Genomic DNA, 13,807 nt, shown 5'->3' with positions numbered 1-13,807 from the left:
GGGTATGAGCAACTCAAACAGCCAGGCGGACAACCGTTCTTCGTTCAGCGGGCCTGAAATGCACCAAGCCGATCTGGATAGCCTGATAAAAAAGTTCGATAACGAATCGAATTTCCGGGACCTGAAAGGGATTCTTAAAACGCTGGTGACTATCACTTGCGTGGTCCTGAGCGTTTTCCATATCTATACAGCTGGATTTGGTCTATTAAACGAGATTACCCACCGTAACGTGCACATGGCCTTCATCATGGGGCTGCTCTTTATTGTGTTTCCTCGGCGGCCACCGAAACACCTCAAAATCAATATCGTCTTGAGCCTTGCCTACGGCGCTTTCTATCTTCTGATTGCCCATCAGCTAGCCCAAGCCTTGGCGAGCGATATTCCGGTTTGGTGGACATGGATGATCTACGGTTTTGCGGGGTTCATGGCGCTGTCCGCTTTGCCCGTTGCTGCTATGGGAAGTCGGAATAAGCCCAGTTGGCTTGATTGGCCGTTGGTACTGGCAGGTGCCGGTTTTTCAGCCTACCTGGTCATTTTCTTCAAAGATATTTTCATCATCAACATAGGTTTCCCGAAAGCGTTTGATTATCTCATGGGCGGAATGGCCGTGATGTTGGTGGTTGAAGGTGCTCGCCGGACCATGGGTGAGTCCCTCTCCATCATTGGGGTCTTGGCGTTGCTATATGCGATGTTTGGTCCGAGCTTGCCCGGAGTTATGGCACACAGAGGTTACGATATTATTCGCCTCGTTGAGCACCTGTATCTCGGTACGGAGGGCATTTATGGCATAGCGATCGGTGTTGTCGCTACATATGTATTCCACTTTGTACTTTTTGGCGTACTGGCCCAAGCTTCCGGCCTTGGCCAACTGTTCATTGAGCTAGCAACCCTCGTTGCAGGGCGCTATTCAGGTGGTCCGGCAAAGGTTTCGGTCGTTTCGTCGGGTTTCTTTGGCATGATTTCCGGTTCACCGGTCGCTAACACGGTTACGACCGGTGCATTCACCATACCGATGATGAAAAAGTACGGCTTTAGCGGTCGCTTCGCTGCAGCCACAGAAGCGGCATCTTCTTGTGGTGGCCAGATTACCCCACCGATCATGGGCGCATCCGCATTCGTGATGGCGGAAATGCTGGGTGTTCCATACAGTGAGCTGATTCTGATTGCCATCATACCGGCTGCGTTTCACTATCTAGCAACCTTGTGCATGGTTCATTTTGAGGCCCGTCGCCTGGACCTTAAAGGCATGCCAGAAGAGCAAATTCCCCGCCTTGGAGCCGTGCTATCCAAACATTGGCATCAGGTTATTCCTTTGGTCGTCATGGTGACATTGCTGCTTATGCAGTTCACCCCATTCCTAGCGGCATTTTGGGGCATTATCCTGACCATTATTTGTTCTTACATACCTCTCGTGCTCCGGCCACTTGGATTCACCAAGCTGGATCATGAAAGTGCCTTAACTCCTCGACGATTGATTGACGGTTTAGAAGAAGGCGCCAAGCAATCCATAGCCATCACGGCTGCCTGCGCCTGTGTGGGCTTTCTTTTGGGCGTAACGACATTGACCGGGCTAGGATTCAAGTTCTCCGGAGCTATTATCGGTTTAGCTAATGACTTCGGTAGCACTCTGGCTGTCTTGATACCTTTCGATCTGGTCACTGAAGGCAGTTTGACTCTGTTCATCGCACTGATTTTGGTCGCATTGGCGTGTATTCTGATGGGGGCGGGAATTCCAACCACACCCACGTACATTATCCTTGCCGCTATCGTGGCTCCGGCATTGGATGATTTTGGTATTGCCTTGTTGGCATCCCACTTTTTCATCTTTTACTACGGTGTACTTGCCGATGTGACGCCGCCGGTAGCTTTGGCCGCGTATGCAGGGGCGGGGATCTCGGGGTCAGATCCGATGAAGACCGGGGTCACCGCATTCCGGCTATCTATGGGTAAGGCACTGGTGCCATTGATGTTCATCTATGCTCCGAGCCTGTTATTTCTCAATTTCACATGGTTCGAGTTCTCGCTCGCGATGATCAGTGGCATCTTGTGTATTGTAGCCTTGTCAGCGGCGTATATCGGTTTCTTCAGTGCGCCAATTTCGAAGGTTGAGAAAACAATACTTAGCCTTGCGGGGTTGTCTCTGGTAGGCAACAATCCTTGGCTGATCTTGGTCTCCGGCGCAGTAGTACTCGTGATTCTTGGGAGGAACTACAGGGCGGGGCACTCTCAACCGGTGGCGCACACAGCATAGGGAAGATACCTCTTGAGTCAGAAGGACTATACCGTTCCGGCCTTACAGAAAGGGCTACGTATCTTGGAAATGTTTGACAGTAACTGTCGGGCATTGAGCCAAGTGGAGATGGCACAGAGCTTAGGGGTCAGCACGAGTTCTTTATACAGAATCGTGCAGACTCTGGTCTCCATGGGGTACTTGAACAAGATCGGAACCAATACCTATTCGTTAGGTACTCAAGTGGTTTCTCGTGGTTTCAGCTACCTCGCCAGTCGGGAGATTGTCGAGGTAGCTGCTCCTTTCGTGACGCGATTGCGAGACAGCACTTCATTATCCAGCCATGTAGGCGTTCGCGCCGGGACGGAAGTACTCTATGTCTATCGTGCGTTGGCGTTACAGAGGGTTTCGGTCAACGTGCCTGTTGGTACTCGTCTTCCGCTGCACACAACCGCTATGGGTAGGGCACTTCTGACGGGGATGTCACCGGCTGAGTTGCAGCACCTTTTTCAGGGCCAGCGACTCGATGGCTATCCTCGGCCAGCACCCCAGTCAATGCCAGAATTGATGGCGCTCTGCGAAAAAGAGCGCGCTCAAGGCTGGACACATCACTATTCAGACCACTCGACGGCACTCGCGATTCCTATCCGAAATTTTACTGGGCAGGTAATAGCGGCCATAAACATTTCAGGACCTGATCCTGTTATGAATACTGAAGGCGTTATGGAAACATTACTCTCTGAATTGAAGCATACTGCAGCCGAAGTGATGCGGCACGTAGGTGGAATGAATTATAGGTAGCTAACATTTAGAAGCGAAGTTGTTGCTAGGGACCCGGGTCAAAGGAGCAATCCGTCAAAACACAAACTCAAGGCCCGTGTACCAAGTACGCCCAGAAGCCGGTTCATAGTACCGATCATTACTGGCGTTACTACGAACATTGGCAAAGTGATCCTTATCGCCTAGATTATTCACGCCAACAAATCCTTTCAACAGATAACTCCTTTCCGCGTACAACGTATTGCCTGCCCGAAAGTTGATCAACCAATAGTCATCGACCTTGGTTTCATTGGCATCGTCGGCGAAGATATCTCCGATATAACGGACCTCCAGGGTGGTAAACGCGCCGCCCAAACCTTGCCATGTGAGTTGGTTTGACCAAACTTGCTCAGGTAGGCCGGGTAACCGGTTTCCATCATAACTAGCGGTACTCGAACGGTACGTATCAAACTGGTAGCTAGCCAACGCGAGTGCTGTTTCTGCGCGCCAGCTAGGAGACATTAGCCAATCGGCTGCAGCCTCGAGACCTTTGCGTGTGGTATTGCCAGTATTACGGTAGTAGGTACGGTCATCCAGCCCAGGCAACTCATAGGGGATCAGTTCATCGCGGACATCTACCCAGAACAGGGCTATGTCGTAGTTGACGCCGCTACCAAAGCTGCCTCGCAGCCCAAGTTCATGATTCAGCGATTTTTGTGGTTCAGCTGCGGGGTTAAGCCCACCCACTCCAGACGGATTTGCAAACTCCGAGAAAGTTGGGGTTTCGTAAGCACTGCTGATATTGGCATAGGCCTGGTGGGATTTAAGGTAGCGGTAACTCAAACCCGCAGAGCCACTCCATTCACGTAGAGTGCGACTCCCGCTTTGGTCCCCGTCGGTGGTGAAAGAATCATCGACTTTGAGGTATACCCGATCAAAGCGACCACCCACTGATAGGGTTAATTGCTCGGACAGGCTCACATCTCCTTGTGCGAAGGCACCCAATGCCGTGGCGGTTTGCAGTTCATCGGCGGTCCGCCCTTTCAGCTCTCCGCCGAAGCTCATGCCTCGGCGGATACGATCATCCCTTTGTTTTCGGGCTTCTAGGCCAGCGACATAGCGAAAAGGCAACCCAGAGATCAAAATCGAATCTCGGTAATCGGCCCTTACCCCATAATAATCCCTATCGTAATCAATTCGGCTGTCACCGGGGTAGGGCAGTTGCTGTTCAAAGTTCCTGCGGAGGTAAAAGGTATTCGCGCGGAATTCGCCTGGTCCTGCAGAAAGATCCTGGTATTGGAGGCTTATCACTTGTTGATCAACGGATTGCCCGGTGTGGTACGCCTCAGTAAAGCGCCCAGCCTGAGATCGGTCTTTTTCAGCCTGTTGAGTAGTCAGTGCGCCCGGGTCTTTTGAGCGTGGGTTGTCTAGGAGGTTAACAATGGCGGTCATCGAGCGATCGTTTCCGAGCTCTCGGCGCAGCTTGGCATTCAGAAGGTATTTTTCTACCTTAGCGTTCGCGCGATATCCCTCATAGTTCAGTGCTGAACCGTTGATGCTGTGCGACCAGGGACCATTGTTCTGGCTGTTTTTGAGTGAGACCTTGCCAAAGCCATCGCTTCCGCCCGTAACTTGCAGAGATGTATGATTGGGTCTCCGACGCCCATCTGATGTGGTTACACTGATAACGCCACCAGCTGCGTTGCCATATAAAGCTGAGGCCGGGCCGCGGATAACTTCGATGCGTTCGGCGCTGTCGAGGTCAATCGCATCAAGCTGGGCCTGCCCATCTGGCAACGTATACGGGATGTCATCTACTACAACCGTAATACCCCGAACCCCAAAAGGCGCTCGCGCTCCAAACCCGCGTATGGCTATACGTTCTCCTTGTGCGAAGTTCTCTTTGTTTTGCAGAAAAAGACCAGGAACCATAGCAAGAGTTTCATCAAGCTTTACCTTGGGTTGACCTTTTTGAATCGAATCTGGCTGAACGACCGAGATGGCCGCCGGTGTTTGGTACAAAGTGCGCTCCATCACCGGCGAAGTCACCACTATTTCGGCGGGTGTTCGTGCATAGGTAGCCATGGTGAAAGGCAACATGATAAGTCCACTCAACAAGCGAAAGATTAATTTGTAGTTGTTCATAAGTGTCGTCTTGGGAGGGTGCTTCACACTGTAAACCAGTGGCTCGAAGATCGAGGCCCCGGTATCCGTTCCCCGGGGCCTCATGCTCTCTATTTTGTTAAAGGGCCATAAAAACCGATTTGGTTTCTAGGTAGGAGTCCAGAGACTGTTTGCCCATATCGCGGCCAACCCCAGAAAGTTTGTAGCCTCCAAATGGCACGTTTGCGTCAAGCAAGTTGTGCCCATTGACCCAGACCGTGCCAGCTTTAAGCTTTGGGACGATACGTTGTACCCGTGAGAGATCGTTTGACCAGATACTGGCTGCCAGACCGTAGCGACTGTCATTGGCGCGAAGAACGACATCGTCTTCATCATCAAAGGGGATTGCCACAAGTACGGGGCCAAATATTTCCTCTTTGGCAATAACGAGGCTGTCATCTTCACTGGTGAAAATGGTTGGTTTGACGTAGTAGCCCTTGCGATCTGCCCTCTCACCTCCCGTTACCAATTTGGCACCTTCCTCGCGCCCTTTTTCAATGAAATGACAGACCCTATCTAACTGTACCTGAGACACCAATGGACCCATTTCCGTTGCAGGGTCGAGACCTGAGCCAAGTGGAATGGTCTCGGCTAGCTCTGTGAGCCGACTTACAACCTCATCAAAGATGCTTCTGTGTATGTATAAGCGTGAACCCGCGCTACAGGTTTGCCCGTGATTAAAAAATATAGCTGTCGCTGCACCTTGTGCCGCCTTTTCAGGGTCACAGTCTCCCAAGACAATCATTGGCGACTTGCCGCCTAACTCGAGAGTTACGCGGGCCATATTATCCATGGCGGCGCGGCCGATGACCTGTCCGACCTGTGTTGACCCCGTGAAGCTGATTTTGTTGATGCCCGGGTGCTCAGTCAAAGCCGAGCCAGCATTTTGCCCATCGCCCGTGACGATGTTGACGACCCCGTCAGGGAAGCCGGCCTCTTCGATAAGTTCCCCTAAATACAGTGCGGAAAGGGATGTTTGCTCTGCAGGCTTAAGAACCACGGTACACCCGGCTGCAAGTGCTGGTGCGAGTTTCCAGCAGGCCATCAGGAATGGGAAATTCCACGGTATGATAGCGGCCACGACGCCAACTGGTTCCCGTCGGGTATAGGCGAAAAAGTCGGCTTCTGGCGGCGCAAAAGGTACCGATACATCCAAAGTGGACCCTTCAATCTTGGTCGTCCAGCCTGCCATGTAGCGGAAAAATTCTAGCCCTAAACCGATATCGACTGCCTGAGCAATGGCGGCAGACTTGCCATTGTCGATGGCTTCCAGTTCGGCGATAACTCGAGCGTCACGCTCAATCAGATCGGCGAGCTTTAATAGCAAATTTTGCCGGGTGGAAGGCCGCATTCGCGCCCACTCTCCATGTTCCAATGCGTTTATTGCACACTTCACAGCGATATCAACATCCTCTGCGTGAGCAGACGGTATGCTTCCAATTATCGCTTCATCAGCCGGGTTGACAACCTGTAGACGCTCGCCATTCAGTGCATCAACCCATTGTCCGCCTACCAACATGCTGTGATTTTGGCGATCGATAAATGCACGTGTCTTTTGTTGAGTATTTGCTAGTTCATTTGTCATTGTGTTCATTGAAAACACCTCAGTTCATTGGGTTTTTGGGCGAATAGCGTCGGCGGTACCTTGGATAAATGCCTTTATTTTCTCGACATCGGTCTCGCTTAACCTGCCCGTAAAGTCAGGCATCCCTTTGGAAACAAACGGACCGTTAAAGACAAAGGCATCTAGGTTTTCGATAACAGCACTATCGACGTAACCTAGGTTCGGAATGTTGCCGCCTTTGTCCACCCCGGGGACGCCGTGACAAAATACGCAGTTACTGACGTAAAGCCCGGTGCCTTCCTCGACAAACTCCGGATTGTATTTAACGCCGGATATCAGTGAACCCAATTGAAATTTGGTGAACTCAGGCATTTCCGCATCACCATTCAGGGCAAATGTATAAACGGTGCCGGGAGTCTTTAGGTCTGAGCCGCGTTGAGATTGGCCGTATACGCCGCCCCAGCCAGCTGCAATGGAAATATATTGGGTACCATCTACTTCATAAGTGACCGGCGCTGCGATCACGCCGGTTCCCATTGGAGACTCCCATAATGGTTCGCCTGTCTGAGCGTTAAATGCCATTAATCGAGCATCTGCTGTACCTTGAAAGACCAGGTTGCCCGCGGTAGAAAGCGCGCCTCCGTTCCAAGGAGAGGCATGCTCATAACGCCAGGCCTCTTCTTGTTTGACTGGGTCCCAGGCTGTCAGGCGTCCAAAAGGTTTGCTCGAAGGAGGGGCTTCGTTGATTCTCATGGCCGTATTCCAGCCGATACCGCTCATGGGCTGCCCGGGCTCATTGCTATCTATGTTTTGCCAAGTAGGGTCTTCGGATAACGTCACAGGAATGTTCTGAGACGGGAAGTACGCTAGCCCCGTATCAGAATTGAACGACATCGAGTGCCAATTGTGTCCGCCAAAGGGGCCGGGGATTGCATCAAACGGCTTGTCCGTAGCCCGCGCGCCAGGCACTTCGATAGGTCGTCCATTGCTGTCGTACCCTTCTGCCCAGTTAACATCGACGAAATTGTTGGCGGATATAAATTCCCCATTGGTCCGGTCGACTACGAAAAAGAATCCGTTTTTAGGCGCGTGTATAATAACTTTCCGCTGTTCGCCCTCTATCACCAGATCTGTAAGTATCATGTCCTGAGCTGAGGTGTAGTCCCAGTTATCTCCTGGCGTTTCTTGATAGTGCCAAACATACTTTCCGGTATCAGGGTTTAGTGCGACGATGGAAGCTACATAAAGGTTATCTCCACCTTTTGGGCTTCGCTTTTTATGCGACCATGGGGCGCCGTTCCCTGTCCCGATGTACATAAGGTTTAGTTCTGGATCGAAGACCATTGAGTTCCAAACCGTGCCGCCACCACCGCTTTCCCAATATTTGCTGCTTGGGTCCCAGGTTTTGGCGGCTGTTTCCATAGCCTCGTTCTCAAAGGGCTTGTTTGGGTTTCCGGGTACGGTGAACCAGCGCCATTTTTGCTCCCCATTTTTGGCGTCGTATGCTGTTATATAGCCTCTTACACCGCGTTCCGCGCCACCGTTCCCGATGATTACATTGCCCTTGAACACCCGTGGTGCCCCCGTCATCGTGTAACCAATTTCGTTGTCAATCAGCGTGTTTTTTTCCCAAACTTTGTCGCCGGATTTTGCATCGATGGCGACCAGTCGCCCGTCAAGTGCAGCAACATAGACGTTGCCTTCGTACAAGGCGACCCCTCTATTAACGACGTCACAGCACGCCTCGTAGCCTTTTTCGCGAGGAACTTCAGGGTCGAAGGTCCATAGTTTTTTGCCGGTTTTTGCATCAATAGCATGCACCACACTCCAGGATGCAGTGACATACATCACGCCGTCGACAACTAAGGGAGTTGCTTCAATTCCACGACTTGATTGCAGGTCGTAGGTCCAGGCAAGCCCCAGTTTGTCGACGTTATTGGCTGTAATTTGGGAGAGGGGACTGTAGCGTGTTTCTGAGTAATCAAAACCGTGAGCTGGCCAGTCTTTGCCTGTTTTGGCGTTTTCTATAATGTAGCTTTCATTGACGCGGTCAATGGCGTTGTCAGCGATTGAGTGGGTGCTAGCAAATCCTATGCTTATCGCTAGAGCCAAGTGAAGTGGTTGGGGGGGCGTCAAAATACCGAGTCTGTGTTTCATTAATCTCATCTCAATGTCCTTTCTCGTTGTTATTGCTGCTTCAAGATATTTAGAAGGCTTTTAGAACACGAAGGTTGATGCGGTGTTGCTCTTTGAAACCGTTTTCTACCGATAGGTCTTTTCCATAATTTGCCATCAACTGCAAGGCAGGCGTCACAGACCAGGCGGTTCCCAATGTCATCTTAGTGTGTGATAACCGGTTGTCTTGGTCGACACCGTTCACAGATGTTTCGCCACCGAGCGTATGTGACACACCTGTACGAAGATCCAGCTGAGAAGTTAGTTGATAGCGTAGAAATCCTTGGAATTGGTAAGAAGGATCCTGTTCGAGAGTTGCCTTAGTCGATCCAAATTTGTCGTTGTCGCCATAAAATGTGACGTCGGCGGCTAGATCTAAGGAGACCCGGGGGGAAAGCCCGGTGATGTATCCCGCTTGCAAGGCGTATTTCCAACGATTCTCTCCTAGGTTTAACGCATCTTCTCGGTCGTAGCTGCCAGTGGGGAGATAGAGAAAAGGTGTAATGCCAAAATAGGTATTACTTTCAGGCTTGTTCACCAGCCATACTGTGGCGGCTAGGGTTAGGTCACCTAGACCGCTGGCATCGCCTAGGCCAGAAGTGTCTTCTTTGCCTTCCAGCTTTCCTACAGGTAAAAGAAATTGAGGGTCTACGGTGTAACCTCCAATTTCAGTAAAGTGGACTCCACGAAGAATACCAATATGTGAGTCGAGCTTGGCATTAATAGGAGCTTTATCGCCATCGGAGTAAAGGGAGTCACGGGTAGCGAACTGGTAGTAGCCCATCGCTAAATTAGTGCCTGGCGGAAGCGCTGTGTAATCCCCCGCATCGATATCAACGGCGTTAGCGTTGCCTGAAGAGAGTAGTAAAATGGCTACAGCAGTTGAAGCTAGACTTTGGAAGCGCTGTTTCTGGGACGCTGAGATTCTTTTTTCAAACCTTGTCATAAGTGGCATAGTGCAGATTCCTTGTTGGTTTTATTGGTACCGCAGGCATGTCTAAGCAGAGCCCGTGCCAAGAAAGATTGATTGAAGATAACTTAACAAAAACAACTGGTTGCGCGCCAAAGAGTGGTTTTCGGAAGCCCAGGTAAAATAAAATCTGGATCGTTTTAAAACACACCATTCGGTCAGGTGAATAAGAATAAAACAGCGTGGTGGAGGCAGTATGGAGCTTCATGATTTCGGTTACGGTGCTCGGATTCAGAAAGCACGCGAGCTTTTTGATGCGGGTCTTGATGTGCCACCTCATTGGGTTAGGGATGAGGTTATGCGGTCCTGGCTACGCTCTAGAGAGCACGGACTTTCTCCTGTTGACCAGGTTTTACGACAGACCTTGTCGCTTAATGAATTACCTTCTTTGCACGATCAGCACCGAGATCTTCTGTGTTATGTAGAACCGGAAATGCGAAATCTGTTTCGGTCTTGGGGGGCGGCTGGCTGGGCCTTTGCCTGTCTGGAGAGAGAAGGACGGAGTATTAATTATTTTGGAAAGGAAAGCCTGCTGGGAACATCGTTAAGCTCGGGGCTCGACCTTTCTGAACAGGTCGCGGGTACTAATGGCCCTGGCTGTGCTTTGCTCGAACACAGGCCTTCAGTCGTGTGTGGTGATGAGCATTTTCTACATGAATTTAGAAATCTTGCTTGTGTTGCTGTCCCCATTTTTGACCCGGCAGGAATGGTGGTCGGCGCTCTAAATGCGACTAAGCACTACGATGGTCGTCCTGTAGGGATACTCGAGTCCGTTGCGTTGGCGAGCAGAGCCGTTGAAAACCGAATGGTAGGAGATCTGTCTGGTGCTTGGGTGCTGGCAATTCACTATCTTCCAGAGCTAACTAGTTCACCGATGCGAGGTCTGATTCATTTCTGTGCAGATGGCGAAGTGTTGGGGGCAAACCCAACTGCGCGGCAGATGCTGGAACTGGATATTCCTGAGCAGAACGGGGGAGCGGTGACGTTTAGAGATTTGTTCTCTTGCAGTCTTGATGAGGTAAGGCGTTCCCAACGTAATCCAATTAAAGTGGTATGCCACAATGGATCAGAACTGTTTTTAAGGGCCGAAACAGTGCCCGAAGTATCCCCATCTATTCTTGCCCGAGTTGAGTTGGACCGCGCATCAATACCGTCACCATTTTTTGCAGACGCTTCACTGCGCCCTCTTTTTGAAAAGGCGCGCCGTGCTTTCATGCATCGTGTGCCAATGTTAATTAACGGTGAAACGGGAACAGGAAAGGAGGTTCTCGCCCGTTGGCTGCACTCGCAAGGACCTTCCCCTAAAGGTGCCTTTGTGGCTGTAAATTGCTCAGCTATCCCGGCAGGCTTAATTGAATCTGAGTTATTTGGCTACGCTGATGGAGCGTTCACCGGTGCTCGCCGTGGAGGCGCCAAAGGGAAGTTCGAAGAGGCCAGTGGAGGGACGTTGTTTCTTGATGAGATCGGAGACATGCCGGTGGAGTTTCAAGCACGTTTGTTACGTGTACTGCAGGAGCGAACGGTAACTCGGTTGGGGGAAGAAAAAATTCGAGAGGTCTGCTTTTCTTTGATTTGTGCTACGCACCGGAACTTGGATGAGTTGATGGAACAAGGGAGCTTTCGCGATGATCTATACTATCGAGTGAATGGTCTGAAGGTCACGTTGCCGCCATTAAGAGAGCGTGAAGATCTAGACGGATTGATCGATCATTTGCTGGCGATCGCCGCATCACCAAGCATACCATCTATATTGTCTCCGGAAGCTCGCGACCTGTTAAGACATTATCCCTGGAAAGGAAACATTCGGGAGTTGGAGCAGGCGCTAAAGTTAGGTCAGGCGCTCGCTAACAATGGTGTTATTGAAGTGGATCATCTGCCTGAAGCAGTCAAGGCGAATCGATTTAACGCGTTAACGCCAGCAACGGATCCGAAATCAGGAAGCTTATTGGCTAATGCCGAACGCGACGCTGTGAGTGCTGCGCTTGAAAAATGCAAAGACAATATCAGTGCCGCGGCGCGAGAGCTGGGAATAACCCGAGCAACGCTTTACCGGAAAATAAAACGGTTTGGGCTTTAAATGTGTTTTGGCCAAGGGAATGGCCTTTGAGGATAAACCATTGGGTTAATCTCAAATACGGTGCGATTCGCACCGAAGAGGGCTCGTTTAGCGGAGGAGGGGAATGATAAGTTTGGAATTTGAAGGTTGTTGATAAAGGGTAAATTTGCCTTAAAAGGCGATCCAGTCTGCAACCCCGTGTACGCCGGTTCGTTACCGACCCGCTGCATGTCGGCAACTAGCACATGCGACAAATAACCACACCTCACCCCATCCTTTATTTATCTACAATTTGCGCAATCTGACGAAGGTTTTACCTCACTCTAAAAAAGCCACCATATTTTGCGCGGAAATAGGTTCCATGGAAAAGTCTGTTACTACTTCAGCCGCTTCGGCTCAGAGCCGAGGGATCTCTGGCGTTGACCTCTATCGCGCTGTCTGGCGCTGGCACTTCTATGCAGGCTTATTAGTGCTGCCTTTCATGATTTTGCTTGCTGTGACAGGCGCTCTGTACCTCTTTCGTGATGAGATCGATCAGGTTTTACACGCTGATCTGATGAAAGTGGAAGTGGAGAAGGGCAGTGACATAACGCCGGAGCGTCAAATGGCTGCGGCGCTCCAAAGATATCCCGGAGAGGTCTTCAAGTATGTCCCGCCCGCTGCGGAGCATCTCGCCACCGAAATCGACATAAAAACGGACGCGGGAGAGAAACTCGCCGTTTATGTGAACCCCTACGACAACGCTGTACTTGGAGCGATGGAGTATCGCGGCAGTGCCATGTGGTTTATCCGAAAATTGCACAGTTTGGAAAAGCTGGGACCCATAGCCAATGGGGCACTGGAGATAGCCGCAGGACTGTCGATTCTGCTGGTCATCACCGGCACTTATCTATGGTGGCCGAGGGGGCAGAACGGAGGCGTAATTAAGATACGAGGCAGCCGCAGGGAGCGGGTTTTTTGGCGTGATTTGCACGCAGTGTCAGGCGTGACAGTGGGAGGTATCATCCTTTTTCTGGCAATCACCGGAATGCCCTGGTCCATTGTCTGGGGGGATAAGGTCAATGAACTCGCCAATGGCCATAATTTTGGTTACCCCGCGGGTGTACGGGTTGATGTCCCAATGTCCGGGGAGCGCCTGTCCGAGCGAGTCCAAACAAGCTGGTCTCTGGAGCAGGCCCAGATTCCATTATCCGTTCAACACCCGGCTGATGGGCAAAATATAACGACACCAATCGGTCTTGACCAGGCCGTCGCGCGTTTCGATGAACTTGGTCTGGCGCCGGGATATTCGGTCAATCTGCCGTCGTCTACTGACGGTGTGTATACGGGGTCCGTTTACCCGGATGATCTTAGTCGGCAGCGGGTCGTGCATCTTGATCAGTACAGTGGCCAAGTATTAATAGATATGAACTACGCCGACTACGGTCCTCTTGGACGCAGCTTAGAATGGGGCATTAACGTGCACATGGGCCAGGAATTCGGCATCTGGAACCAAGTCGTGCTAGCGCTGGCCTGCGTCGTGATCGTGATCTTCAGCGTATCTGCGGGCGTTATGTGGTGGAAGCGGCGTCCGAGCGGGAGACTGGGGGTGCCCCCGCTTCCTCAAAACCCCCGTCGTCTTTGGGCGGTATTGGGGCTTTTGATGATCGGTGGCATCATTTTTCCCTTGGTAGGCGTGATGTTGATGCTTATAGCCATTGTGGATTTTCTTGGCCAGCGCGCTAGGTGCCGCGGAGAGCGTGTTATTTAGCCTGGTGACCGAACACAAGCCGGTTGCCCATCGTGCGGATCTTGCCCATTCAGCTTTGCAACGCTTCCCAACCAGTTCTGATGTTCATGCTGAGGGTTTTATGGATGAGCCCCAAAAAATAGATGTTACTGGGTAGCGGT

8 protein-coding genes are annotated in these 13,807 nt (G+C 51.2%); 4 read left to right on the top strand and 4 right to left on the bottom strand.

What is annotated here, in order from left to right:
- Positions 1 to 4: 4 nt before the first annotated feature.
- Both K5L82_RS00710 and K5L82_RS00705 read left to right on the top strand, forming a co-directional pair.
- Positions 5 to 2,251, top strand: coding sequence for a TRAP transporter permease (locus K5L82_RS00710; protein ID WP_223132815.1), 2,247 nt, complete (start codon positions 5 to 7; stop codon positions 2,249 to 2,251).
- 12 nt (positions 2,252 to 2,263) lie between these two features.
- Positions 2,264 to 3,031 carry an IclR family transcriptional regulator gene (locus tag K5L82_RS00705; protein ID WP_133005425.1) on the top strand — a complete coding sequence of 256 codons (768 nt, stop codon included), beginning with the start codon at positions 2,264 to 2,266 and terminating at the stop codon, positions 3,029 to 3,031.
- 54 nt (positions 3,032 to 3,085) lie between these two features.
- Here the strand turns inward: K5L82_RS00705 and K5L82_RS00700 are convergent, their stop codons facing one another.
- The 4 genes from K5L82_RS00700 to K5L82_RS00685 all read right to left on the bottom strand — a co-directional run bounded on the left by K5L82_RS00700 (position 3,086) and on the right by K5L82_RS00685 (position 9,846).
- On the bottom strand, positions 3,086 to 5,134 hold the full coding sequence (locus K5L82_RS00700) for a TonB-dependent receptor family protein (protein ID WP_223132814.1): 2,049 nt from the start codon (positions 5,132 to 5,134) through the stop codon (positions 3,086 to 3,088).
- A gap of 97 nt (positions 5,135 to 5,231) precedes the next feature.
- Positions 5,232 to 6,746: an aldehyde dehydrogenase family protein gene (locus K5L82_RS00695; RefSeq protein WP_223132813.1), complete on the bottom strand. Its 1,515-nt coding sequence runs from the start codon at positions 6,744 to 6,746 to the stop codon at positions 5,232 to 5,234.
- A gap of 15 nt (positions 6,747 to 6,761) precedes the next feature.
- A complete protein-coding gene (locus K5L82_RS00690) occupies positions 6,762 to 8,873 on the bottom strand; it encodes a PQQ-dependent dehydrogenase, methanol/ethanol family (protein WP_223132812.1) in 2,112 nt (703 codons plus the stop codon).
- A 49-nt stretch (positions 8,874 to 8,922) separates the two neighbouring features.
- Entirely contained in the window at positions 8,923 to 9,846 is a 924-nt protein-coding gene (locus K5L82_RS00685) for a transporter (protein ID WP_223132811.1), read from the bottom strand.
- 211 nt (positions 9,847 to 10,057) lie between these two features.
- On the opposite strand from K5L82_RS00685, the gene K5L82_RS00680 reads away from it, so the two are divergent.
- Together K5L82_RS00680 and K5L82_RS00675 are read left to right on the top strand one after the other, a co-directional pair.
- Complete coding sequence (locus K5L82_RS00680) at positions 10,058 to 11,938, top strand: sigma-54-dependent Fis family transcriptional regulator (RefSeq protein WP_223132810.1); 1,881 nt, start codon at positions 10,058 to 10,060, stop codon at positions 11,936 to 11,938.
- Between the two features lie 340 nt (positions 11,939 to 12,278).
- Positions 12,279 to 13,667 carry a PepSY-associated TM helix domain-containing protein gene (locus K5L82_RS00675; RefSeq protein ID WP_223132809.1) on the top strand — a complete coding sequence of 463 codons (1,389 nt, stop codon included), beginning with the start codon at positions 12,279 to 12,281 and terminating at the stop codon, positions 13,665 to 13,667.
- Positions 13,668 to 13,807 lie beyond the last annotated feature (140 nt).

The organism is Marinobacter sp. AL4B (genome assembly GCF_019916045.1).
In the GTDB taxonomy this organism is placed as follows: Bacteria; Pseudomonadota; Gammaproteobacteria; order Pseudomonadales; family Oleiphilaceae; genus Marinobacter.
Note: the sequence above shows the minus strand (reverse complement) of the source record. Positions and strands in the feature narration are given on the sequence as shown.